At 51.0% G+C, this 23,084-nt stretch carries 24 protein-coding genes; 11 read left to right on the top strand and 13 right to left on the bottom strand.

Annotation, left to right across the window (positions count from 1 at the left end):
• The first annotated feature begins 331 nt into the window (after window positions 1–331).
• On the top strand, window positions 332–2,506 hold the full coding sequence (locus tag EDM59_RS25375; RefSeq protein ID WP_122926182.1) for a cell division protein FtsA: 2,175 nt from the start codon (window positions 332–334) through the stop codon (window positions 2,504–2,506).
• A gap of 153 nt (window positions 2,507–2,659) precedes the next feature.
• Here EDM59_RS25375 and ytxJ read toward each other — a convergent pair whose 3' ends face one another.
• The 3 genes from ytxJ to EDM59_RS25360 form a co-directional block, all read right to left on the bottom strand.
• Complete coding sequence (gene ytxJ / locus EDM59_RS25370; RefSeq protein ID WP_122926180.1) at window positions 2,660–2,986, bottom strand: bacillithiol system redox-active protein YtxJ; 327 nt, start codon at window positions 2,984–2,986, stop codon at window positions 2,660–2,662.
• A 136-nt stretch (window positions 2,987–3,122) separates the two neighbouring features.
• Window positions 3,123–3,521: a hypothetical protein gene (locus EDM59_RS25365; protein WP_122926179.1), complete on the bottom strand. Its 399-nt coding sequence runs from the start codon at window positions 3,519–3,521 to the stop codon at window positions 3,123–3,125.
• A 170-nt stretch (window positions 3,522–3,691) separates the two neighbouring features.
• Complete coding sequence (locus EDM59_RS25360; RefSeq protein ID WP_092268799.1) at window positions 3,692–3,925, bottom strand: hypothetical protein; 234 nt, start codon at window positions 3,923–3,925, stop codon at window positions 3,692–3,694.
• Between the two features lie 225 nt (window positions 3,926–4,150).
• Here EDM59_RS25360 and EDM59_RS25355 point away from each other — a divergent pair, with 225 nt between their 5' ends.
• Together EDM59_RS25355 and EDM59_RS25350 are read left to right on the top strand one after the other, a co-directional pair.
• Window positions 4,151–4,243: a YjcZ family sporulation protein gene (locus tag EDM59_RS25355; protein WP_092268797.1), complete on the top strand. Its 93-nt coding sequence runs from the start codon at window positions 4,151–4,153 to the stop codon at window positions 4,241–4,243.
• 171 nt (window positions 4,244–4,414) lie between these two features.
• A complete protein-coding gene (locus tag EDM59_RS25350) occupies window positions 4,415–5,527 on the top strand; it encodes an aminopeptidase (RefSeq protein WP_122926177.1) in 1,113 nt (370 codons plus the stop codon).
• A gap of 78 nt (window positions 5,528–5,605) precedes the next feature.
• On the opposite strand, the gene EDM59_RS25345 is transcribed toward EDM59_RS25350, so the two are convergent.
• Complete coding sequence (locus EDM59_RS25345; RefSeq protein ID WP_122926175.1) at window positions 5,606–6,145, bottom strand: PadR family transcriptional regulator; 540 nt, start codon at window positions 6,143–6,145, stop codon at window positions 5,606–5,608.
• 293 nt (window positions 6,146–6,438) lie between these two features.
• Between EDM59_RS25345 and EDM59_RS25340 the strand changes: the two genes are divergently transcribed.
• Window positions 6,439–7,053: a trypsin-like peptidase domain-containing protein gene (locus tag EDM59_RS25340; protein WP_122926173.1), complete on the top strand. Its 615-nt coding sequence runs from the start codon at window positions 6,439–6,441 to the stop codon at window positions 7,051–7,053.
• Here EDM59_RS25340 and EDM59_RS25335 read toward each other — a convergent pair.
• On the bottom strand, window positions 6,943–8,067 hold the full coding sequence (locus tag EDM59_RS25335; RefSeq protein ID WP_122926263.1) for a YheC/YheD family endospore coat-associated protein: 1,125 nt from the start codon (window positions 8,065–8,067) through the stop codon (window positions 6,943–6,945). The two genes, EDM59_RS25340 and EDM59_RS25335, sit on opposite strands and share 111 nt — an antisense overlap.
• Before the next feature lie 230 nt (window positions 8,068–8,297).
• Here EDM59_RS25335 and EDM59_RS25330 point away from each other — a divergent pair, with 230 nt between their 5' ends.
• From EDM59_RS25330 to EDM59_RS31655, 3 genes are all read left to right on the top strand, one after another.
• The gene (locus EDM59_RS25330) at window positions 8,298–8,618 is read left to right on the top strand and encodes a winged helix-turn-helix transcriptional regulator (protein ID WP_092268787.1); all 321 of its coding nucleotides are present in this window, start codon (window positions 8,298–8,300) and stop codon (window positions 8,616–8,618) included.
• Window positions 8,619–8,730: 112 nt separating this feature from the next.
• A complete protein-coding gene (locus EDM59_RS25325; protein WP_122926172.1) occupies window positions 8,731–10,176 on the top strand; it encodes a recombinase family protein in 1,446 nt (481 codons plus the stop codon).
• 3 nt (window positions 10,177–10,179) lie between these two features.
• The gene (locus EDM59_RS31655; protein ID WP_122926171.1) at window positions 10,180–10,476 is read left to right on the top strand and encodes a S1C family serine protease; all 297 of its coding nucleotides are present in this window, start codon (window positions 10,180–10,182) and stop codon (window positions 10,474–10,476) included.
• A gap of 105 nt (window positions 10,477–10,581) precedes the next feature.
• Here the strand turns inward: EDM59_RS31655 and EDM59_RS31215 are convergent, their stop codons facing one another.
• Both EDM59_RS31215 and EDM59_RS25315 read right to left on the bottom strand, forming a co-directional pair.
• On the bottom strand, window positions 10,582–10,728 hold the full coding sequence (locus EDM59_RS31215; protein WP_183193042.1) for a hypothetical protein: 147 nt from the start codon (window positions 10,726–10,728) through the stop codon (window positions 10,582–10,584).
• Window positions 10,729–10,790: 62 nt separating this feature from the next.
• Window positions 10,791–11,072: a DUF2325 domain-containing protein gene (locus tag EDM59_RS25315; RefSeq protein WP_092268781.1), complete on the bottom strand. Its 282-nt coding sequence runs from the start codon at window positions 11,070–11,072 to the stop codon at window positions 10,791–10,793.
• Between the two features lie 318 nt (window positions 11,073–11,390).
• Here EDM59_RS25315 and EDM59_RS25310 point away from each other — a divergent pair, with 318 nt between their 5' ends.
• The 3 genes from EDM59_RS25310 (at window position 11,391) to EDM59_RS25300 (ending at window position 14,477) form a co-directional block, all read left to right on the top strand.
• Complete coding sequence (locus EDM59_RS25310; RefSeq protein WP_122926169.1) at window positions 11,391–11,993, top strand: IMEF encapsulin system ferritin-like cargo protein; 603 nt, start codon at window positions 11,391–11,393, stop codon at window positions 11,991–11,993.
• Window positions 11,994–12,027: 34 nt separating this feature from the next.
• Window positions 12,028–12,876: a family 1 encapsulin nanocompartment shell protein gene (locus EDM59_RS25305; protein WP_122926168.1), complete on the top strand. Its 849-nt coding sequence runs from the start codon at window positions 12,028–12,030 to the stop codon at window positions 12,874–12,876.
• A gap of 134 nt (window positions 12,877–13,010) precedes the next feature.
• The gene (locus EDM59_RS25300; protein WP_122926167.1) at window positions 13,011–14,477 is read left to right on the top strand and encodes an HD-GYP domain-containing protein; all 1,467 of its coding nucleotides are present in this window, start codon (window positions 13,011–13,013) and stop codon (window positions 14,475–14,477) included.
• A 72-nt stretch (window positions 14,478–14,549) separates the two neighbouring features.
• Here the strand turns inward: EDM59_RS25300 and EDM59_RS25295 are convergent, their stop codons facing one another.
• The 6 genes from EDM59_RS25295 to EDM59_RS25270 form a co-directional block, all read right to left on the bottom strand.
• Window positions 14,550–15,764 (bottom strand): aminotransferase-like domain-containing protein, encoded by a 1,215-nt coding sequence (locus tag EDM59_RS25295; RefSeq protein ID WP_122926166.1) that lies wholly within the window; start codon window positions 15,762–15,764, stop codon window positions 14,550–14,552.
• A 289-nt stretch (window positions 15,765–16,053) separates the two neighbouring features.
• A complete protein-coding gene (locus tag EDM59_RS25290) occupies window positions 16,054–17,040 on the bottom strand; it encodes an ABC transporter substrate-binding protein (RefSeq protein WP_122926164.1) in 987 nt (328 codons plus the stop codon).
• Between the two features lie 280 nt (window positions 17,041–17,320).
• Window positions 17,321–17,944, bottom strand: a complete 624-nt coding sequence (locus EDM59_RS25285) for a metallophosphoesterase (protein ID WP_122926163.1) — start codon at window positions 17,942–17,944, stop codon at window positions 17,321–17,323.
• Window positions 17,945–17,950: 6 nt separating this feature from the next.
• The gene (locus tag EDM59_RS25280) at window positions 17,951–19,081 is read right to left on the bottom strand and encodes an ABC transporter ATP-binding protein (RefSeq protein ID WP_122926161.1); all 1,131 of its coding nucleotides are present in this window, start codon (window positions 19,079–19,081) and stop codon (window positions 17,951–17,953) included.
• The gene (locus EDM59_RS25275) at window positions 19,078–20,772 is read right to left on the bottom strand and encodes an ABC transporter permease (RefSeq protein ID WP_183193041.1); all 1,695 of its coding nucleotides are present in this window, start codon (window positions 20,770–20,772) and stop codon (window positions 19,078–19,080) included. The genes EDM59_RS25280 and EDM59_RS25275 overlap by 4 nt, the downstream gene beginning before the upstream one ends.
• 9 nt (window positions 20,773–20,781) lie before the next feature.
• Window positions 20,782–21,909 carry an extracellular solute-binding protein gene (locus EDM59_RS25270; protein WP_122926158.1) on the bottom strand — a complete coding sequence of 376 codons (1,128 nt, stop codon included), beginning with the start codon at window positions 21,907–21,909 and terminating at the stop codon, window positions 20,782–20,784.
• Window positions 21,910–22,064: 155 nt separating this feature from the next.
• Between EDM59_RS25270 and EDM59_RS25265 the strand changes: the two genes are divergently transcribed.
• Window positions 22,065–22,964: a LysR family transcriptional regulator gene (locus EDM59_RS25265; protein ID WP_122926157.1), complete on the top strand. Its 900-nt coding sequence runs from the start codon at window positions 22,065–22,067 to the stop codon at window positions 22,962–22,964.
• Window positions 22,965–23,084: the final 120 nt, after the last annotated feature.

Raw genomic sequence — 23,084 nt, 5'->3', positions numbered from 1 at the left:
CTCTCCACTCTCCTCTTTTTATTTGCAAATAAGATTTCATAAAAACCTCATTTACCTAAGTACAACGAAGGCATTGCCCAAAAGCCCAGTTCAGTATGGTTTTCTGATCAGCCACTACGGGTACTTTTCGATAAATTAGGGTTATTATAATCGATTCAAATGCCCTTGTCAGCAGTTTAGCGCCAAAAAGCGCGAAAGTAAATTGTAAATATTGGTCAACGCGCAGAAGATTCCTTTATTCGACAGGATTCTCCTTGATCGAAGTCGAATAAATTGGATAGATGTACATATTTTGCATGGTATTCATCCAGAACGAGGAGTGACCTTACCTTTGTCTGCGCATACAGAAACAGCCAAATCAGAGCTGATTTTTTCTTTAGATATCGGAACACGCAGCGTAGTCGGACTGATCGTGGAAGCGATCGGTGAGCAATACCGCGTTCTTGATTGTGCGATCAGAGAGCACGACGAGCGCTCCATGCTCGATGGGCAAATCCACGATATCGTGGCGGTAGCCAAAGTCATCCAGCAAATCAAAGAGGAGCTGGAGCAAAAGTACGGACCGCTTCATCAGGTAGCTGTTGCAGCCGCAGGACGTTCCTTGCGTACTCGTCGGGTACGGACGGACATGCCGCTTGCCCGTCATGCCTTTATCAATCGTGAAGATGTGCTCACGCTGGAATTCGCTGCTGTGCAGGAGGCCCAGGCCGAGCTGGCGCAGGAGCTGAAGGATCAGGACGTTACCCGTTATTACTGCGTCGGGTATAGCGTGGTCAACTACCACCTCGATGGCGAGTTGATCGGCAGCTTGATCGATCAGCGCGGGGATACAGCCAGCGCAGATGTCATTGCTACCTTTTTGCCTCGCGTGGTTGTCGACTCCCTGATCGCCGCTTTGAAGCGCTGTGATCTGGAGATGCAGGCTTTGACTTTGGAGCCGATCGCCGCGATCAATGTGCTCATCCCCGTAACAATGCGCCGCCTGAATATCGCCCTCGTAGATATCGGAGCGGGCACCTCCGACGTCGCCTTGACCGAGGAAGGAGCCATCACCGCTTATGGCATGGTTCCGGTAGCCGGAGACGAGATCACGGACGCGCTGATGAATGCATACCTGCTCGATTTTCCGATGGCGGAAGAGGTCAAGCGAGTTCTGTCCACACACGAAACCGTTACTTTCACTGACATTTTGGGAGTGGAGCAGACCTTGCCCTGCGCAGAGGTCACTGCCGCGATTGAGTCGGACATTCATTTGCTGGCGGAAAAAATCGCCTTTAAAATTCTCGAGCTGAACGGAAAAGCACCGCAGGCTGTCATGCTGATTGGCGGCGGCAGCCTCACACCCGGGCTGACAACAAAAGTGGCGCAGGTACTCAATATCCCAGCCGCTCGCGTTGCCGTCCGTGGAGGAGATGCCATCAAGCAGTACGTTGGCGATCATCCACTGCTCGGAGGACCTGAGTTTGTTACACCGGTCGGAATCGCGGTGGCGGCTCGTCGCCATCCTTTGCGCTACGTCACGGTGACTGTCAACGATATGCCTATCCGAATTTTTGACCTGCGGAAAATGACGCTGGGCGATGCCTTGATCGGAGCTGGCATGGACATTCGCCGACTCTATGGACGCCCTGGACTGGCGATGACCGTGACGATCAATGGCAGAATGAAGATGATACCAGGCAAGCACGGGACGCCGCCCGTCATCGAAAAGAACGGACAGGCTTCCAGTCTGGATGCCCCCTTGGAGGATGGAGATACCATCGTCGTTGTCGCAGGAGAGAACGGCACGGATGCTCAGGCAACCGCCAAGGACCTGCTCGACCAGCTGGACACGTTGGAAATACGCTGCAACGATCGGCCCCTGTCTCTTGGACCCGTTATCCTCATTAACGGGGAGCCGCAATCCCTTGATACTGAGGTGCCAGATCGCAGCGAAGTAGAGATTCGGCTGCCGCGAACAGTTGGCGAAGCCTTGCAGATCTGCGGGGTAGTTGACAGCTCGGAGCAGAAAACGACTCCGTACCAGTTCAGTGTGAACGGCCATACTTACACGCTTCCTTCCCGTACTGTCACGCTGGAGGTCAACGGAAAGCCTGCCACGCCATCGGATTCTATCCGTCAAGGCGATGAGCTGACCTACCGACTGGAAGAGGTATCCCTTCCCCCTATTCGCGAGGTGATCCCTCTCGAGGAATGGGTGCAGGAGTCCATTACCGTTCACTTCAATGGGGAGCGGGTCGTGATCCCTGTAGCCCAAGTGACGATAACGATGGATGGTCGTACCGTACAGGACGTGGATGTGGTCGAAGATGGAGCCGTCATTACGGTTAAATCTGCCCCAGCCACCATTCCCGTTTTCAGTGACGTGTTCCGTTACGTCGACTTCTCGCTAGAAAAACCGGATCGCGAAAGCATCTCGGGATTTGTCATGCTGGTAAACGGCGAGGTCGCCTCTTTCCAAACGGAGCTAAAAAGCGGAGACAAGCTGGAATTGTACTGGGAGTAAAAAGGTTCACCGCACCTTTATACCAAAGGCAGTAAGCCGTGCCTTGCCCGAATTTTTGATCGGCTGCCCAAATACCGGCTAGGAATCGCATTCATTTCTACTGCATGAAAAAAGAGCTGCTCACTCCTTGGAGTTGACAGCTCTTTTCGCTAATTAGGCCTTTACTGCTTCCGTGATGGAATCCTTGGTGATTTTCCAATGGGACGTATGCCACTTTACTTGTCCATCATCCAACAAGAAGATTTGCGGCGATTCATGCTTGATCCCGAAGCGCTCTGCGACTGCATTGGAAACGGGGCGGTCTTCGATGACGTGAATCACTGCTGCAGGTACGCTTTGCTCTTGCAAAAACGACTGGAATTCGGAATACGCCGTTGCGCTGATCGGGCAAGTCGTGCTGTGTTTAAACAAAAGTCTTTTTCCGGTCTCTGCGACAAACTGATTCAAATCCTCCGTGGAGGTAAGCTGTTTTTGTGCCACGCTGTATCTCTCCTTTTCATCTACCCTGTGGTTTTCAGTATACAGAAACAGGCAGCTGAAAGTCTACGTTGCCGGTGCAGGAGAAATACATGTGCAAAAAGAAAAGACGCCTCTTCCGGCGCCCCTCCCCCTTCGTTTACACCATGATCTTTGTCAGTCTTTCGCGCAACTCCAGCATCCAGCTCTCGTCTCCCAATGACTGTGCCAATAGGAATAAGTCCAAAAGCTCGTTAACCCGCTCACCCAAGACTTCACGTACGGATGAGTCCAGACCTTCATTGGCAACCAAAACCAATATATTGGATAACTCTGACATTTCTTCGAATTCGATCGCCTGACGCTCAGGATGCTGCCCCAAGTCCTCCATCAGTGATTTCAGATCGTCTTTAATCACATCAACCACCTGGGAATGGGCGCAGCAGTCGTCCACGCAGACGTGCACCGGTACGTTCATGATCTTGACCCGTTTGCGGTACACGACGTTGCGCAGCACGATTTCCATGTCTTTTCCGCAGCGGCTGCATTTCTTCTGCATCTTTTCACCTCTATTCCACATATGTATACCTCTGTACTATTCGTGAAACTCTTCTTCAATCCTGCTAAACCCTAAGTGGTACATGGTGGATACAGAGGCAGATAAAGAAAAGCGATGCCTTGTGGAGGCACCGCTTTTTTCAGGTCATTTCCCTTGGTTTTCAAGGCAGGTCAGGCGTAAATCGCATTCACTTTTTCACAGTGAGGGCAAACAGCGACCTTGCCTGCGTGGCCTGCTTCATCTTCTACTCGGTACCCGGTAATGCGCTCGGAGAAGCAAAACAGACATTCCGTATTGAAATCCATATCGTATTGCGCTTTCCAGACGATGGATTTAAAATCTTCCCCTACATTAATGGTGATGGGTACGAGATCGTGTTGGAGGCTGGACAATGATCTTTGCATGTATTTAACATCCTTTCGCTATTGCAAAGTCTTTTGGTATCCTCTAGCTTTTCCTGCTTTTCAGAATAATAAACATCGAAACGCTTACAGATTCGAAATCTTGGCCGCCCTCCAAAAGAATCTTCCTAAAAATGGGCATATGCCCGTATCGGCGCTGTGCGAAAACCCATATGTTATGGGTGTAAGCACAAGAGGCTTAACACATTAAAGGAGGATGTTTCTCATATGAGTAGCATTTTTAACGGCGGTTTCGATGGATTCACTCTTGTACTGATTTTGTTCATCCTGCTGGTAATTGTAGGATGCGGCTGCGAATAAATCAGCCTGGATTAACCAGGAACATTTAGGTAAGGTGCTGCATATACATTAAAACCGAATCCTGTTAAGCGCGTTTCTACGCACGCTACCCATTCACGTGGGTAGCTTTTTTGTGTGCGTGTTGTGTACAATACATACTGAATGATATGGAAAGCGAGGGATACTCTTCCTATGAAAGATTCGCGTATCGAGCAATTGGCAGATGTGCTGGTGAACTATTCTACTACCGTGCAGCCCGGTGAAAACGTACTGATTTACGCGATCGGTCAAGTTCATGATTTGGTGAAAGCCGTCATCCGCAAAGTGTATGAAGCAGGCGGCCACCCTTATGTACAACTGATCGACCAAACGATCCAGCGTGAGCTTCTGCTTGGAGCAAATGAAACGCAGCTGGGTGTCATGCGCGATGCAGATGTCTCCTTTATGAAAAAAATGGACTGCTACATCGGAATCCGTGGCGGCGATAACATCAGCGAGCTGGCAGATGTACCTGGTGATAAAATGCAGCTGTACTCCAAGCTGTTGATGCGTCCGGTTCTGGACGTACGTGTCCCCGAAACGAAATGGGTCGTGCTCCGCTACCCGAATCCATCCATGGCGCAGCTTGCCAACATGAGCACGGATGCCTTCGAGGATTTCTATTTCAAGGTGTGCACGTTGGATTACGGCAAAATGGACAGTGCGATGGACAGCCTGGTCGAGCTGATGGAAAAGACAGACAAAGTCCGCCTGACTGGTCCTGGCACCGACCTGACTTTCTCCATCAAAGGAATTCCTGCCATCAAATGCGCAGGGAACGCCAACATTCCGGACGGAGAAGTGTTTACAGCGCCTGTGCGCGATTCGGTAAACGGAACGATTTCCTACAACACTCCTTCGCCGTACCAAGGCTACACCTACGACAATATCAAGCTGACTTTCAAGGATGGCAAAATCATCGAGGCTACTGCCAACGATACGGAGAAAATCAACGAGGTTTTCGATACAGATGAAGGCGCTCGTTACGTTGGGGAGTTTGCCATTGGAGTGAATCCTTTCATCCAAAACCCGATGAAAGACATTTTGTTTGACGAAAAAATCGATGGCAGCTTCCACTTTACCCCTGGCCAAGCCTACGACGAAGCGTTCAATGGCAACAAATCCTCCATTCACTGGGATCTCGTTATGATCCAGCGCCCTGAATGGGGAGGCGGAGAGATCTGGTTTGATGATCGTCTGATTCGCAAGGATGGACGCTTTGTGATTCCTGAGCTCGAGTGCCTCAATCCGGAAAACCTGAAGTAAACAGCGATCCAGAAAAAAAGCGAAGCACCCCTCCCCGGGTACTTCGCTTTTTCATTCACAGATACTTGGCTTTTCCAGTTAGAAAGAACCTGAGTAAGCGGGCTGTTTCAGCAGAGTAGACGACTTTTGTTCCAGGAACGCAATCGTCGATTCCAAATGGTGAATCGTATATTCCCAGCAAAAGCGCTGATACTCGTCAAAAGAGGCTTCCAGCTTTTTAAAGGTAGAAAGGCTTTGCTGCAAGACCTGGCGCTGGACTTCGATACAGCTCTCCATCAATTCCTTCTGTTCCTTTTCATTGCGGCTCTTTCCGAAGAAGATTTTAACCAGCATATCGGAGCGGAGAACAGCAGGAACGATCGGCGTCTGAATCTCCTGCAGGAAGGTATCTTTTCCGAGCTCTGTAATGCGGTACAGAATTTTGTTTGGCTTGCCGGATTGAATGATTTCCTGCTTCGTCACGTATCCTTCTTCTTCCAGCTTGCGCAGAGCCGGGTAAATCGCCCCGAAGCTTGCATCATAAAAGAAGCCAATACTGTTGGTAAATGCCTGCTTTATATCGTACCCACTCATCTCACCATAGCTCAAAAAGCCAAGTATGATCGTTTTTACATCCATCTCTTCGCATCCTCCATTACCGTTCTTTTCTTTTCTCTCTGTGTCGGCTCGGGCAGATCGATTCTCTACGCTTTGCGAGTATCCGCGCAGCCTTTATGTTCAAAATATTCTTTAACTAAATGTATTATAATTCGATTCTAATAATTATACCAATGCTATTTCTTTATTATATCAATCAAAAATAATGATATATAAACAGTGATATATGCTCGAAGCTAGGAAAATTGGGCTTCCCTCCACAATCCACTCCCCATAAGATGATACATACCTATCTGCTGTAGGGGGAGAAATCGGTGAAAAGTAAAAAATGGTCCCATTATACGCGGGTAAAGTACCCCGTGAGCAGCAGCAGTTTGCATCCCTTCAACTTTTTTGTGCCCATCGTGGAACGAGTCCAAGAGGGAGTGGTCTCCATCGTCACCGAGGACGCTCCCCATTCCAAAAACATGGATTCCTTGATTCGCAGCCTGATTAATGAAGAAGAAACACCATCCACCACGGAGCGCAGCTTTGGTTCAGGCTTCCTTTTTCATCCCAAAGGGTACATCCTGACCAGTGAGCATGTCATCGGTAAATCCAAAAACATTTACGTCAAGCTGTTTAACGGGCGTGTATTTGAAGCACAACGGATTCTGTCCGATCGTGTGCGGGATTACGCCGTGATCAAAATCGATGCAGACTGCAAGCTGTTCCCACTGCCTTTAGGCAACTCCGCCCATACCAAGGTAGGCGAATGGGTCATCAGTGTCGGTTCCCCACTTGTCGCCATAGAGCCAAAAAGCGCAGCAAGGTCAGCCTTACCTTCGCCGGCGCGAGATCAGCTCCACCTCTTTGGTCAGGCTCTTCGTTTTTTCCTCAATCAGGTAACAGGCATACTGTACGGGTCTGCAAATGGCCTCCGCGTATAAATCCAGTGCGCCCATCTGCTGGAATACTTCCCGGCCAGGCTTTGGATTGACCTCGATCAGCCACGAGCATCCCTTCACATCTACCCCGATATCAAGCCCGAATTCCATCATGCGGCCAAAATGCTCTTCCAGAACCATCGCTGCCTGATGGGCCATATGGTGACATTCCTGAAGAATCTTTTGAGCCCGTTCCTCGCCGAAGCGCCTGGAAACCAAAAGATGAAAGGGAAGGGCCTTGCCTCCTCCGTGCAAATTGGACGTCGAGCTCCCCTTCTCGCCCACCCGGACAGCGCATCCCGTCACGCGCCATTCGCCTATCTTATCCTTTTGGATCAACAGGCGCACATCTGTGACACGATCGGGTACAAGCTCCAAATCCAGTCCTTGCTGCAACAAAAAATTGCCGTCGCGAATGCGCTGCTCGCTTACCCAGCGCTTGACCCATTTTCCGACTTCCTCAGGATCCGATAGGCTCGCCGTTTTGCGGGCATAGTTCTTGTCGCGTCCAGACAGTTGATACTTGCTGCCGCGCGCCGCCACCTTCAGAATGCTTTTGCCTCCTGTGCCATTCCCGGGCTTCACATAAAGAATCGGATGCTTTTCCAGCATCGTCTTCAAGGTGGCGGGAGCATAGACATGTGTCTCCGGGATCCACCGCTTCACCCGTGCATCCTTTGCGAGCAGCTGGGTAACCCGCCATTTTTTGCTGAAAGGGCTATTGGCAAAATCAAAAAGCCCGCCGTGTCGCAGCTTCATATATTCAGGTACGCGTCTGCGGTACCGATCGATTACAATTTGCGGCCAAGCAAACCAGCGGCTCTCCCATCCCCCTGACTCCTTTGGGACAAATCCTCTGATTTTCTTTTCACTGGCAAACACGTCTTGATGGGAGAAAACAAATATCTCAGCCCCCAGCAAGTGACCCGCATGAACCAGCCTGCTTAGATACTCCGGTTCTCCGAAGCGCTTCCCCTCTCTCCAAGCCAAGATGCCGATGATCTTTTTGGGTGACATACCCGCACTCATCCCTTCTCTCTTTTTCATAGTGTATGTGCACCTTCCCCGGCATTGGCACAGCCTCACGGGAAACAGGCTTGGACCTGCCGCTTATTGGGTGCATAGCCTATCCGCTTTTAGGCGAACATGAGTAGAAATGCAAGGGTAAACTTATGTTACTTACTTTTTTCAAGTCCATGTGCTACAATAAAGATCAATTCAAACATGTTTGGTAGAGGTGACTCGTCATGAATCAGGATTTTGCTGGCGAACACATGTGTCCGAAATACGAAGGGGCGATCAACGTCCTGGGAAAACGCTGGACTGGCTTGATCCTCCATGTTCTGTTGCGCGGTGCGGTACGCTTTAAAGACATCCGGGAAATGGTTCCTCAAATGAGCGATAAAATGTTGTCCGAGCGGTTAAAAGAACTGGAGGAATTGGAAATTCTGGAACGGAAAGTGTATCCGGAGATTCCTGTTCGCATCGAATATACCCTAACGGAAAAAGGAAAAGATCTGCGTCCCGTCATTGAGTCCATTCACGAATGGGGTCAACGGTGGATGTAGTCCCCCGCCTCGTCTCCAAGATGAGCTGCGGGGCTTTTTTTATATGTCCAGGCATAAGCAAACCCTTCCTGCTGTAGACTCTAGCAACGTTGCAGCCACAGGAGGGAAGCTCATGCGAACAGCTGTCTATATACGTGTCAGCACGGAGGACCAGGCACGCGAGGGATTTTCCATTCCTGCCCAGCGGGAAAAGCTGCTCTCTTACGTTCATTCTCAGGATTGGACGCTCAGCAAGCTTTACGTGGATGAAGGCGTCAGTGCCAAGGATACCAACCGGCCAGCGCTGGCAGAGCTTTTACAAGATGTTCGAAGCGGAAAAATCGATGTCGTCCTCGTTTACCGACTAGATCGGCTCACGCGGTCTGTGCTCGATCTGTACCAGCTTCTGCAGGAATTCGAACGCTACAGCGTGCATTTTAAGAGCTGTACAGAGGTCTACGATACGACGACAGCTATGGGAAGGCTTTTCATTACTTTGGTGGCCGCACTTGCGCAGTGGGAACGGGAAAATCTAGCCGAACGAGTCAAGCTCGGCATGGAGCAAATGGTCAAGGAAAGAAAGCGCCCCGGTGGTCCCCCGCCCTATGGCTATGTGCTCGTCGAAGGAGCCCTGCAGCTGCATCCGGGGGAAGCTGGCACCGTTCACACGATGTTCGAACAGTACCTACAGGGAGCATCCCCGCGCCAAATTGCAGAGCAGGCGAACAGCTTAGGGGCGAGGGGCAAAAATGGAGCCCCCTGGAGCGCAAGTGCCGTTTTACGCCTGCTCAAAAATCCAGTCTACTATGGGGCGCTGCGTTGGAATCATGCTGACTCTAGCCAGCGTCAAAATCCCCCTGAGGATTGGCTCCTCGAGGAATCCACACATCCGGCAATCATCGATGAACAAACCTTTCTTCAGGTCCAGCAAAAGATCCGCGACAGGAGCTCCCGGCATCCTCGCGTCCTCGCATCCTCTTTTCTATACTCTGGCCTGCTTTACTGCTCCCACTGCGGCTCTCCCATGCGCGGAAAGGTGACACGCTCGCAGACAGAGGCAGAAAATAAAAACGCACACATCTACTACGTTTGTTCCGCCAAGCACGATGCCTCCTGCCCCGCTGTCGCCCTTCGCGAGGATCGGGTGGAGAAGGCCCTCCTGAAGCAGCTCATGCAGTATCCGAAAGAATCTCGGGAAGCAGCTGCGACTGTCCAATCGGCAGAAGACAGCAGCCAGCAGCAAGTCGAGGCGCACAAAGAAAAAACGCTCTCGCAAAAGCGAAAGCGCTGGGAAGATGCTTATGAGAATGGCTTGATTTCCTTGGACGTTTTTCGATCCAAGCTTAACGAGCTAACATCCCAAGCCATGCCGCCATCCCCTGCCAAAGCAGAGGTCGAGTCAACTGTACCCGATAGTGCGTACTTGACGAATTGGGATATGATCTGGAATTTCGCGACTCGCGAAGAAAAAAGGCAGCTCACGACTCAGCTCATTGCACGTATGGAAGCACAAGCCTGCTCGCAAATTGCCCATCAAAGAAATCGAGAAGTCATGCTGACCGATCTGCAGTTTCGCTGATGCATGCTTGTTTTTGCCTCTACGGGAACACGTGGCTCCCCACTTGGTTTGGAAAATTCGGTCACTGCCGGTATCATCAGCGCAAAAAACAGAAGATTGCAGGTAGCCAAACGTTTGTATGAAGAAATCTTTCAGACAGATGCCGCCATCAATCCGGGTAACAGCGGCGGACCGCTCATCAATCTGAACGGAGAAGTCATTGGTCTAAACGCCTTTATCATCCAGTCCAGTCAATGTCTTGGCTTTGCCATCGGGATTGACGCCCTGAAATCCCAGCTGGAGCAATATGTGTTCAAATAAGCCGCTTGCATGGACCCATTCGTGAAAAAGAAAACTTGGCTGCGCCACAAGCGGCGTAGCCTCTGCCAAAAGGGTACACATATAGACATATAGAAAAAACCCCGTCTAGCGGGACGGGGCTTGTTTCTCGTATGCGATCAGATAAACATTTTGACCATCTGAATTGATCTGTTCCTCAGCCTGTTTGAGCTGTTGCAGCTGTGCGGCCGACAGTTGCGCAAGAGGCAATTCATGCAAGCGATTTTGTTCCATAGCACATTCCTCCGTTGGTATCAGACTCGTAGGATAGTCTGTCCACCACCGATGATATGTATTTACGCTGTCATGTGAAAAGCCTTGGCAATAGCCGAACACGAGCGCTTACAAAAGAGAATGGGCAGCTCCCGGTCTTTTGCCTGGCTCTTTACGGTTTTAGCCAGATTGTGATTGACGTAGTCAGTCAGCACCAGGATCATATGTGTACCCGTTGGTATTTTCACTCCGGTTTGCGAGCTTTTTCTTCCCGTTACGTGATGGATTTCTTGGAATCCCCTCTCTTGCAAGAACTCGATAATATTCCCAAGGCGATCCCCGCCAATGACTAGAATGGATGACATAACCGTGTTACCTCCCTAAATTTTTGATTGTGTATGTGATCTATGCGGATTCTCAGTTATTCAATTGATAATGAATATCACTCTTATTGATAAATATTATCATTCCCATTTAGGTTTGACAATACTCTCCACGATATCTTTTTTGTAAAAAAACAAAACTTAATAAAACCTTGGGATTCAGAGCTTGCATTGTACGGAAAAGGAAAGGAAATCCTTTTTAAATAGAACAATTCTAGGAAAATGTACATACGTCTTGCCCGGTGTATTTTTCCAAAGGTATAATGAAGAAATAGATCACTTGTGAGGAGGTGGCGTAGGGTGCAAGACTTTACACAACTGCACACCATTTTTGATCGCACTAGAGGTTACATCAATCGCTTCATGGGCATCATTCAGCCGATTATTGACGCTGCCCAGGACGAGCACACTCGTCTGTACTACCATCACATTCTGGAAGAAGAAGAACAACGCATGGGACGCCTGCAGCAGCTGGTTCCTCATCTGGAATCTTTGTCTGCCGAGAAAAAGTCAGATCAATTGAGTGACCGCGAGCTGTCCCAGTTGCTTTCTGATATTAATCTGGAGCGTTTCGGACTGCACAATTTCCGTGAGCACCTGGAGCTTTCCCTGTACGAATTTCGGGATGACGAGACGCGCATGGAGCTCGATGGCATGCGTGAAAAAACACATGCAGACTATCTGCAGGTGAAAGACATCATGAGCAAGCTCAGTGAGCGCTTCTCTGATGTGCATACTACGGATCTCACTGATCACGATGAAGGCCACGATGTTCATCAGGTCGATCACCTGAAAGCATCGGCAAATGCGCCTTTGGGCGTAGCAGCCGTGATCACTCATCCGCAGGCCCCTGTCTCCGGTAAAAAGGGACTGACGGTGGGCAGCTTAAAAGGTCTTCATTAAATAGAACGATCCTGTATGACTTGGAGGTAACGCTATGGACAAGCTTCGTAAATACCCGGATTCTCCCCTGACGAACGAAGAATGGAACCAACTGGACGCAACTGTTATCGACATGGCTCGCCGTCAACTGGTTGGCCGTCGTTTTATCGATATCTATGGACCATTGGGTGAAGGAATTCAGACCATCACCAACGATGTTTATGATGAGTCCCGCTTCGGTGGATTAAGCCTGCGCGGTGAGTCGCTGGAAATGACCCAGCCTAGTCGCCGTGTCAGCATGACCATCCCGATCCTGTATAAAGACTTCATGCTCTACTGGCGTGATGTCGCACAAGCTCGTACGCTGGGCATGCCACTCGACATGAGTGCGGCTGCCAATGCAGCTGCAGGCGGCGCCCTGATGGAAGACGATCTGATTTTCAATGGCGCTGCAGAATTCGATCTGCCTGGCTTGATGAACGTGAAAGGACGCCTCACCCATCTGAAGAGCGACTGGATGGAGTCCGGCAATGCATTTGCCGACATCGTGGAAGCTCGCAATAAGCTGCTGAAAATGGGTCACAGCGGTCCTTATGCGCTCGTCGTTTCTCCTGAGCTGTACGCCCTGCTGCACCGTGTACACAAAGGAACAAACGTACTCGAGATCGAGCACGTGCGCAACCTCGTAACAGACGGTGTTTTCCAATCGCCAACGATCAAAGGGCGCAGCGGTGTCCTCGTCGCTACGGGCCGCCACAATCTCGACTTGGCCATCGCGGAAGACTTCGACTCTGCTTTCCTCGGAGACGAACAAATGAACAGCCTGTTCCGCGTCTATGAATGCGTGGTCCTGCGCATTAAGCGTCCAAGTGCGATCTGCACACTGGAAGAGACAGAAGAATAAGGTTTGCCATCAGCTAGGAACTTAAAAAGGCGGATCAATTGACTAAGCTTAGCAATTGGTCCGCCTTTTTCCATACAGAGATGAGATATGGGTAGGTACAGGTGATACTTTCTCAAAGTGGGTGACTGTTTTTCATGTTCTTTCGCAGCTATTTGGGTCCTGTCTTTGCCGCAATCGTTCCCTTTTTGTTCTTTGCGTTTTTACGAATGAACGAATCCCTTGATCCGTTGGTCGTTTTGCCGAAGGGGCATTTTTATATCGTCACCTGTGTAGCCCTTCTCGGCGCCCTGTTTGCCATCACAGTCGGTGTCGCTGGTTCACGCTTGCGCAATAGCAAAGTAAAAGTCCTGTCCCTGGCCTTTCTCTCACTCGCAGCTGCCTTTGCCGTCCATGGATTATCTACTCCCAACTTTTTGCTTCACTCGACTCATTTGCCTGGAGTTGCCGCACAAATCAGTATTTTCCTAGCTACCTTTTGGCTTTGGCTGTCTTCTTTTCCGGCCGATCATCGGTGGAACGAAATCCTGTCTCGTGGGCACCGCCTTCTGCTTCCCGTGTGGACCGTGCTTTTGTTCAGCGCAGGGATCGTCAGTATGCTGTTTCCTCATATAGCCGATTGGATTCAAGTGGATTCTAGACCCGTCAACGTGCTGTTCACGAGCACCATCATCCTTTTGAATACGATCACTATGTATCGTTACTATCGTTCCTACATGTATTCGCAGTTTCCCCTGCAGCTTTCCATCGTTTACAGCGCAGGCTGGCTGATCACCTCGCAGCTCATCATGCAGCTGGGCGAATCCTGGCGAGTCAGCTGGTGGATCTATCACTTTCTGCTGCTCGCGTCCATGATCGTCATGATAACAGGGCTGTATCGTCAATACGCATTGAAGCAATCCTTATCCGATGCGATACGTGCCTTGTTTACGACAGATCCCATTGAGCGGATAACGAACTGCCTTTCTCCGAGTGTGAAAGCACTGATTGTGGCTACGGAGAGCAAGGATCGTTATACGGCCGGCCATAATTTTCGCGTGGCACTCTATGCGCTTAAGCTGGCAGAAGAGCTGCGGCTAAGGCCAGAACAGCTGCGCGCCGTTGCGCAAGGTACCATTATTCACGACATTGGCAAAATCCAAATTCCCGACTCCATTCTCAACAAGCCTGGAAAGCTCACCCCAGACGAACGAGAGGTTATTGAAAAGCACACCGTTCGTGGCTATGAAATGTGCAAGAACCTCGGCTTTATGAAAGACGAGCTATCCATCATCCGCTCGCATCACGAAAGATGGGATGGCAGCGGCTACCCAGACCAGCTCCAGGGTGAACAAATCCCTTTCATGGCTCGGGTCGTGGCCGTCGCCGATGTGTATGATGCCCTCACTTCCAATCGCGCTTATCGGACAGCTTGGTCCCATGAAGAAGCCATTTCCTTTTTACAGAAAAACAGCGGCACTCACTTTGATCCCAGCTGTGTAGAGGCATGGATTCAGTTGTGCGACAGAGACCCCTCTGTCTATCAATACCCGGCAATGATGATTCACGAGGATTCTGCGATGGTGTCCACTGGGGAAGGAAATGTATATAAGCTAGAAAGCTAGCTGCGCGCACCTCTGCCCGCACAATAAAAAAAGACAGCCATGCTAGGCTGTCTTTTTCGCTTTGCTGATTGCTTATGCTTGTGTCACTGCTTGATTTTGCTGCTGGTATTGAGCCAAGGCTTTGCCCAATCTGGTAATGGCCAGCTCTGTATCTTCCTTGTTCAGCAGGGTGTAGTTCAGGCGAATGGTGTTGGATTTTGCTTCTTCCGCATAGAACGGTTTGCCTGGAACGAATGCCACTCCTTCTTTTACGGAGAGAGCCAGCAGCTTCTCGGAGTCGACATTTTCAGGCAGGTTTACCCAGAGGAACATTCCTCCACGTGGCTTTTCCCATGTCACGCCAGCCCATTGCTGCTTCGTCATCAGCTCGTGCATCCACTCCATGCGCTCTTTGTAAGAGGCACGGATTTTGGCAATATGCGATTCCAGATCAAAATGGGACAAGAGCTGGTGCAGCGCGATCTGGTCGATGGTACTCGACTGCAGATCCACTGCTTGCTTCGCTTTGACCATCATCTGGATCACACGCGTGTCGCCAATCGCCCACCCTGTACGCAGACCAGGGGCAACGATTTTGGAGAAGGTGCTGGTGTAGACTACACACGAATCAGTCGGATGCTCATCGAGTGAGAAGATGGAGCGATACGGCGCGTTTCCATCAAACTGGATTTCACCGTAAGGGTCGTCTTCCAGAATCAAAATGTTGTTTTCCTTACATTGTTTCAGCAAACCGAGTCGGCGTTCCATAGACCACACTTTTCCAGTCGGGTTGGCGAAGGTCGGGATGACGTACGCCATTTTCGGGCGGTACTTCGCGATTTTGGCTGCCAAGTCCTCCAAATCCATTCCTTCATCGTCTCCGTCCACCGGAATGGCGCGAATACCACGAAATTGAAACAGTTGGACCGCAGCCAAGTAAGTAGGGTTTTCTACCAGCACGACGTCGCCTTCGTCCAAATAGACTCGGCAAAGCAAGTCGACGGCCTGCTGGGAGCCGGTGGTGAGCAGCATATTGTCCACGCCAACATTCATCTGTTTCTGTTTCATGCGTTCAGCTACCCACTCGCGCAGCGGAAGATAGCCGTCAGTCAAACCATATTGCAAGGCTTTTGCTCCCAAATCGAATGAACGATCAAAAGCTTCACGCATTTCAGCAATTGGAAAAGAATCTTCTGCAGGCAGGCCTCCAGCGAGCGAGAGTACTTGATTGCCTTGGGTCAGCTTCAAGATTTCCCGGACTGCCGAGGAGGATAATGCTTCTACTGATTTTGAAAAGGAATACTCCATGTTCCGTTCCCCCTTGATTATTCTTTGAAAAACGTCTCGGCGTTTCTCAGTAAAGTGGATGCAACCGTCCGCGTTCAACGAAAACGGTCACGGTCAATTTTGTTTATACTTGTTTTATCACTGTCTACTGGCAATGTCCAATGCTCACTTACTATGAGGGAATAGGTTTTGGCTATGTCGAGCGATTGTTCGATCGGCTTGGAAATACGTGGTAGATCAATGAAAAGGCGAGGCATCACTGGATGTGACCAGTAGCCTCGCCCTTTTGTATCTCTTCCTGTATCAAGCTTTATTGTTGCGATGGGTTGCTCATGATGGTGACGATCTCGTCCAAAAGACGATCAAGCGTGATCGGATCATCGTAGTTGAATTTGCTGTTCAGCCAGTAGACGCGGCCTTCCTTCACAGCGGGAATAGTTTTCCACAGATTGCTGTCTGTCAAAGATTTTTGCCGCTCGACTGTATCCACGGAGGTGTCGGTTAACACAAACATATGCGTTCCCATATATTCGGGCAGTACTTCATCAGAAATGTCGATAAACCGTTCGTTCGCATCAACCAGCTTCCGGGCTTTTTCGGAGGGCTGAAAGCCGAGCTGGCCGTACAAGGTCGTGTTCAACCCCTTATTTCCCATGATATACATGTCCTTGCCCAGGAGCAAAAGCGTGGCGGTCGTTTCCTTTCCTGTCAAATGGAGTTTGGCTTTCGTTGCCTCTACTTTGGACTGGTAGCTGTCGAACCATTTGGCCGCTTGGTCCGTGCGGCTGAGCAGCTCGGCGATTCGCGTTACCCTCTCTTTTGTCGGAAAAGTACCGTCGAGTCCAACAACCGCAGTGGGCGCAATGCGATTGAGTGTTTCGATACCCGTTTCATCCCAGTCATCAAAAAGAATCAGATCAGGCTGCAGATCGAGCACCTTTTCAGCCGAGAATGGGTAGCCGACGTCTTCGATACCGTCCAGTAATTCCGGATAGGCGATTTGGCTGGCGATGACACCAAGCGTGGCACCGACAGGTTTGACGCCGATTGCCAGCAAGTCGCCGGGATTGCTTCCAATGTAGACGATTTTTTTCGGATCGTTTGGCACCTCTACTTTACGGCCTTTGTAATCGGTGTACACTCGGGTCGACCCACTCTCGCTATGGGAAGAGGTGACATTTGCAGGCTGAGACTGTTCAGATGTCCCGGAAGGCACTGTGGTATTCGACGTTCCGCATGCCGAAATGAGGAGACTCATAAGCAACGTTCCCACCAAAAACCGAATTGATTTCTTCATATCCGACTCCTGTCTGCTGATACAGCGATTTTATTATGTATAATGATTATCATTATCAATGTATTATAGCGGCTACTGCTAACTACGGCAATAGCATAGGCGAAAGGAATCTCCCCCTTCCATTTCCGGTTTCCGATGGAACTCTCTGGGCTACCCAGACAGCATGAAAGGGCTTAAGTCCAGTGCGAACCGAACCCAAGCCCTTTTATTTACTCGCAAGTACGTTTATGCACGGCAAGCCAATCATGCGTTACTGCTTTCACAGAATTTCTCTGAACTGCTACCAGCTGCTCAGACGAGTGTCCTGGTAAAGCCTTTGCTTTTCCGTCGAACAAGAGTAGGCGCAGCGATTGGTCAAATCGACGAGTGTCAGCCGAATATGATGCTTCGCGCCCGTATCAATGCCGATGCGCCCCGGCTGACACCAGATCTCTCCTTCCTTCGCTCCCATTATATGCGTCGGCGTGTGCCCGAAAATGATTTTCTGCGGCACCGTTTGCTCCGCTCCCCAGAAGTCTTTTCGGATCGTCAGCAAGTCCACTCGCGATTGCTCGCTGATCGGGATATGAGGCCGAATGCCAGCGTGAACAAAAAGATAATCTTCATCGGTCAGGTAGGTCGGCAATGTATGCAGCCACTCCCCTATCTCCTGCCGGTAGCTGCTGCCTTTCTCATGGATGGTTTCCAAATACCACAGCTCCAGATTGCCGATGATGGCTTTTGCCCCTTGCTGGACTCTTTCGCGGATGTAATCGAGTGATTTCCATGTACCTGGGTCTTTGTCGATGTAATCCCCTACGAAAAAGAGCTTGTCAGTCTGCGGTTGATAGCCGGCTTTCTGCAGGAGCAGCTTCACTCCTTCCACATGGCCATGGATGTCTGAGATAGCCAAGATGCGTGACATAGCGATCTACCTTTCGTCTATTTGCGGATAGAGATACGCTGCTGACCTAGGAAGCAGCAGCCACCCTCTCTTACCTGATTCTATGCGCTTGGAATGAAAATAAGTGACGTGCTGCTCATCCTGTGTCTGGGCAAGGATGCGCCAGCGGCTGCCTTCGAAGGTACTGTGGACGACACGAGCCGCCAGCTGGCTGTAGACGCCGTCCCCCATTTCCCCATCCGTTTTTCTCTCCCAAGCTGCGGCAGTCCATGGCTCCTCCTGCCAGAGCAGATCTTCTGGGCGGCAGAGCAAATGAACGACGGATTCAGCCTGAAGCACATGCTGGCCTGGGATGATACTCGAAAGCACGGCTTCTCCGATGCGAGCGGCGGGCTGATGCTCATGGAAGACAAACTTGCCGGTCAGCTGATTCCCAGCCCCGAGTAACGCCGCAGCTGACTGGGTAGCCGGGTAAGAATAGCAGGTGGCTGCATCGGCGATCTGGTCGATGGCACCCGAGCGCATGATAATCAGGCGGTCTGCCATCGCAAAAGCTTCATCCGGGTCATGGGTGACGTGGAAGACCGTCGTTCCGAGGCGGCGAAACAGGTACGCCATCTCCGTGCGCATCGCGATTCGCAGCCGCATATCCAGATTGGACAGCGGTTCATCTAGAAGCAGCAGATCCGGCTCCGTCGCCAAAGCCCTTGCGATGGCAACACGCTGCTGCTGTCCTCCCGACAGCTGCGGCGGCAAACGGTGCTCCAGACCCTGCAGTCGTAAAAGCGCCATTAATTCCTCGATTTTTTTGCGGATGTCCGCCGCTGCCATTTTTTTGCGCGCAAGCCCATACGCGATATTGTCAAACACGTTCATATGCGGCCACAGGGCATAATCCTGAAAGACCATATTGATGTTGCGACTCTCCGGCGGCACGAGACTTTTGGCAGTGGCCACCGTCTTTCCACGCAGCACGATTTCTCCCGCATCCGGCTGCTGTAGACCCGCTATGATTTGCAGCAAAGTCGATTTTCCGCAGCCCGATGGCCCCAAAACACTGATGATCTCTCCCGGCGCCACGGAAAACTGGATGTCGCGCAGGGCGTCATGCTTGCCAAAGCTTTTTTGCACGCCGCGAACCTCTAGTAGTGGAGTCATGAGATCTCCCTCCCCGATGTCATATTCTTCGGCTTGAACAACCATTCCATCACCACGATGATGACGACGACGATCCCGCCGCCCGTTAGCGTTGCAGCAGCCGCATACGCGAATTTCAGGTCCTCGAACGCTTTATTGATAAAGACAGGCAACGTCATAAAATCCGGTGGATACAGAATCGACGTGGACGCCAGATCAAAGACACTGCTGCCAAAAGCAGCCAAACCAGCTGAAACCAGCGATCCTCTGATCAGTGGCAGGAGAATGCCCTGTATCCTTTGACCAAAGCCCGCTCCTTGCATCTGCGCGGCGTTCAGCAGCTGCCCCGGCACTTTTGCCATGGCCCCTACAATAATTCGCGTAATGATCGGAATGGCACCGGCCACACTCGCCAGCACCAGGATCCACGGTGTACCGTACAAGAGCAGACCAAGCGGCTCCAGCCATTTTTGGTTCCAGACGAAGATATAGCCAATCCCCAGAACGACCCCAGGTACCGCCAAGGACACCAAAGACATCACATCTACCATCCTGCGATACGTAAAGCTCGAGTACGTCAGCACATACGCCACCAAAAACCCAATGACGAGGCCAACGATTCCGGCGGTAGCGGCAATGCTCAACGAATGAAGCAATCCGTCCAGCAGCGCACCCGCATTTTCAAACAACGCGGCATAATGACGCAGCGTCAAACTCGTAAAGCTGGCAGCGCCGGATGTATCGGAAACGGACATAAAGGCATTCGTGCCAAAAGGAATTCCGATGACAACCAGCAAAAAGCAGACATTGAGGATCGTCAGCAGTACTCCTCCTCGCACCGGCTTCTGCGGCTTTCTGCGAATCGCCCGCGACGAGAGAAAATCAAATCGGGATTTGCGCATGACAAAGAACTGCACAGTCATCGCCAAAACGATGAACAAAACCAAGTAGAAGGACAGGATGCCTGCCATATCAAAACGAATCGGTGACGTATAGAGAGCCGAATAGATGGAATAAGGCAGTGTTGGAAAGCGGAAGACCGTCGCGATGGAGGCCGGCAAGCCGAAATCCCCGATGGTATCCATGAAAACCAGCATCGCCCCCGAACAAATCGCTGGCAGCAGCAGGGGAAACTCGATCGTTCGCCACGCTGTCCAGGCAGAGCTGCCGCATAAGCGGGCCGCCTCTCCCAATCGATCCACCTTCCATTCCAGAGCGCTTGCGATCGCCAGATAGGCAAGCGGAAATTTGCTCAGAGCCATGACCAGTACCAGCCCGCCCGGTTGAAAGATGAACCGGCTAACCCAGTGCCAGCCCAGCCAATTGCTGGCGAGCCCGTCGGCAGCAGCGAACATCACCCAGCCTTGCGCCAGAATAAAGGAAGGCGTAATGATCAAAATCCACACGGCAAAGTCCAAGAACCGTGCCGTTTGGAAATCCCATCTGGACCGTACGACAGCTAATAATCCTCCCAGCAGCGTCGCAAAGATCGTCGTGCCTATCCCCAGAAACAGCGAGTTTTTCATCGATGCCAGCCATAGTGGTCTGTGGAAAACCTCCAACAGCAAAGACAGATCGCCTACATTCCACTGGCCAAAGAAAACGCCAGGCAGCAAGACTTGAATGATAACGGCGGCGAGGGGCAGCAAAATGAGTAAAAAGAGGAGGGCCAGCACGAGCCAGCCCGTCCGATTTCCATATGATCCGAACATCCTCATCGATTACTTCACCGCTTTGTCTGCAAACCACTGCTTGATTTCCGCTTCGTGCTCGGCTGCCCACTCTGGATCGGCTACGACGAGCTTCGCCTCGGTGGCACGATCACTTTTCGGTTTTACGTCTTTTGCAGACGGTTCAAAGTAGCTCTCTTCTCCCTTGTCGATCAGTTCCTGCTGCACCTTTGGATCGAGGATGAACTCGACAAACGCTTTTGCGGCTTCCACGTTTTTCGTGTCCTTCTGAATCCCTGCTACGCGAACGGAAGCAGGTGCTCCCTCTTGCGGCCATACGATCTCGACTGGCGCTTTGTCGTTTTTCATGCCGTACGCATTGCTCTCCTGAAGGGCCGCTGCCTTGATTTCCCCGCCTGTCAAAGCTTTTGCCACATTGGGATTTTTCGGATAAACATGGGTGCCGTTCTTCAGGATTTGGTCGAAGTACGCTTTTCCTCCCTCCATCCCACGCTGTTCAAAGAACCAGGCGACAAAGGGATACGCAGGTGCTGCTACCGCAGGGTCTGCCATGCCGAGCAGATTGGCAAACTCCGGCTTCACGAGGTCATCCCACGACTTAGGTGCTTTGTCCGCAGAAACCGCCTTCGTGTTGTAGATCAAGACGGAGGCTGCATGCGCGCCTGTCGGGTAATACGTTTTATTGGCCGGGATCATATTCTGATAAGTATCGGTCAAATTATCCACGTTTTTCGGCGTCCAGCCTTCGAGCAGCTGACCATTTTTGCCTAGCTGATGGATCGATGGCATAGCGTCCATCCACACCACATCCCAATGCGGGTTCCCTTTCTCCGCCTCAATCCTGGACATGATTTCGGCACCGTTCCCTGCTACGACTTTCAGCTTGTAGCCTGTTTCCTTTTCAAACATGGGAGCGATGATTTCATCAAAGTCATTTAAGTAAACGACCAGTGGCTCACTGGATTTGCTGTCAGTGCTGCTAGCAGGCTCACTGGCAGCTGGCTTGTTCGTCGCCTCTGTTTGGTTGCTCGTCGCTGTCGCTGTCGAACCGGAAGCATTTTGTCCTGACGGGCTTTGCCCACATCCTGCAAAAACCAGCGTTGTTGAGACAAGCAGAGTGAATAGTGCGAGTTTGTTGCCTAGTGTTTTACGAATCATCAAGGATAGCCTCCCACGTCATTTTCTTCTCACCAACCACTCTACGGCATTTATGTAAGAGGAAAGTAAACGGGATGCTAAGGTTATGTTAAATAGACTCTATGTTTATTGATACCTCTATAGAGACTGTCTATACTGGCTGTGGAGGGATGGCCGTGAACATTCAGCAATTGCGCGTATTTGCCGTCGCAGCCCAGTGCCGGACGCTAACAGAAGTAGCCGAGGAGCTAAAGGTCAAGCAGCCGACCATCAGCTTTCATTTGAAAAAGCTTGAGACAGATTTGGGGGTCGAGCTGTTCTACAAGCAGCCCAGGCAGCTTCGGCTCACAGAAGCTGGGATGGCCATGCTGCCCTATGCACGGAGAATTACGACCTTATTGGATGAGGCCGAGCTGCTGGTGCAGGAGTATCGGGAAGGTGGTAGAGGGACGCTGAAAATCGGCGCGAGCTACACCCCAGCTACTTATTTCCTGCCCCCTTTTCTGGCTGATTTTCAAGCGCTCTATCCAAACGTACTGCCCATGCTGACTGTGAAAAAGGCAAAAGCCATCATGGAGCTCTTGCTCGACTTTGAAATTGATGTCGCCATCGTCTCGTTGCCAGAGGGTCAGAAAGAAGGCCTGCACGTCATTCCCTTGATTGCCGACGAGCTGCGATTGGTGATGTCTCCCTCGCATCCGCTTGCCGCTAGAGAAAAAATCGCTCTTAGTGATTTGCGCAATGAGCCTTTTCTCGTGCATGAGTACGGTTCCACTTCCAGAGAGCTGGCGGAGCTGTGGGCAGAGGAAAACCGGTTTCGCTGGAAAATTCGCATGGAGCTCGGTGCGATTGAGACGATCAAGGAATCGGTCAAGCACAACATGGGCATCAGCATTTTGCCTCAACGAAGCGTCATCCGCGAAAGCCAGCTGAAAGAACTGATCGTTCACGAGCTGCCAGGGTATGTCAATCGCCGCCATATCTGCCTCGTGTACCGCCAGGACGACATTATGGCGCAGCAGGTACGGACCTTTATCGATTTCATCCAGCGCAATGGAAAAGGAATCCAGTCATAAGGAAACCTCTATCGAGGCCTGTTCAAGGTGGAGCGACCGCGTTTTAGCGGTAAGTTTTACCGAAGGAATGCCAGAAGCGGACGCTGAGGCACTTCGCCATGCGCTCCGGAATTCATAAAC

The sequence above is a fragment of the Brevibacillus nitrificans genome (genome assembly GCF_003710965.1).
Lineage (GTDB): Bacteria > Bacillota > Bacilli > Brevibacillales > Brevibacillaceae > Brevibacillus > Brevibacillus centrosporus.
This window is presented reverse-complemented; position numbering and strand designations above follow the sequence as displayed.

Coding starts and splice junctions, on each gene's coding strand:
- EDM59_RS25365 (WP_122926179.1), bottom strand. CDS start 3,521: ATGCAGAAGAAATGCAGCCGCTGCGGAAAAGACATGGAAATCGTGCTG.
- EDM59_RS25360 (WP_092268799.1), bottom strand. CDS start 3,925: ATGCAAAGATCATTGTCCAGCCTCCAACACGATCTCGTACCCATCACC.
- EDM59_RS25355 (WP_092268797.1), top strand. CDS start 4,151: ATGAGTAGCATTTTTAACGGCGGTTTCGATGGATTCACTCTTGTACTG.
- EDM59_RS25350 (WP_122926177.1), top strand. CDS start 4,415: ATGAAAGATTCGCGTATCGAGCAATTGGCAGATGTGCTGGTGAACTAT.
- EDM59_RS25345 (WP_122926175.1), bottom strand. CDS start 6,145: ATGGATGTAAAAACGATCATACTTGGCTTTTTGAGCTATGGTGAGATG.
- EDM59_RS25335 (WP_122926263.1), bottom strand. CDS start 8,067: ATGTCACCCAAAAAGATCATCGGCATCTTGGCTTGGAGAGAGGGGAAG.
- EDM59_RS25330 (WP_092268787.1), top strand. CDS start 8,298: ATGAATCAGGATTTTGCTGGCGAACACATGTGTCCGAAATACGAAGGG.
- EDM59_RS25325 (WP_122926172.1), top strand. CDS start 8,731: ATGCGAACAGCTGTCTATATACGTGTCAGCACGGAGGACCAGGCACGC.
- EDM59_RS31655 (WP_122926171.1), top strand. CDS start 10,180: ATGCTTGTTTTTGCCTCTACGGGAACACGTGGCTCCCCACTTGGTTTG.
- EDM59_RS31215 (WP_183193042.1), bottom strand. CDS start 10,728: ATGGAACAAAATCGCTTGCATGAATTGCCTCTTGCGCAACTGTCGGCC.
- EDM59_RS25315 (WP_092268781.1), bottom strand. CDS start 11,072: ATGTCATCCATTCTAGTCATTGGCGGGGATCGCCTTGGGAATATTATC.
- EDM59_RS25305 (WP_122926168.1), top strand. CDS start 12,028: ATGGACAAGCTTCGTAAATACCCGGATTCTCCCCTGACGAACGAAGAA.
- EDM59_RS25300 (WP_122926167.1), top strand. CDS start 13,011: ATGTTCTTTCGCAGCTATTTGGGTCCTGTCTTTGCCGCAATCGTTCCC.
- EDM59_RS25295 (WP_122926166.1), bottom strand. CDS start 15,764: ATGGAGTATTCCTTTTCAAAATCAGTAGAAGCATTATCCTCCTCGGCA.
- EDM59_RS25290 (WP_122926164.1), bottom strand. CDS start 17,040: ATGAAGAAATCAATTCGGTTTTTGGTGGGAACGTTGCTTATGAGTCTC.
- EDM59_RS25285 (WP_122926163.1), bottom strand. CDS start 17,944: ATGTCACGCATCTTGGCTATCTCAGACATCCATGGCCATGTGGAAGGA.
- EDM59_RS25280 (WP_122926161.1), bottom strand. CDS start 19,081: ATGACTCCACTACTAGAGGTTCGCGGCGTGCAAAAAAGCTTTGGCAAG.
- EDM59_RS25275 (WP_183193041.1), bottom strand. CDS start 20,772: ATGTTCGGATCATATGGAAATCGGACGGGCTGGCTCGTGCTGGCCCTC.
- EDM59_RS25270 (WP_122926158.1), bottom strand. CDS start 21,909: ATGATTCGTAAAACACTAGGCAACAAACTCGCACTATTCACTCTGCTT.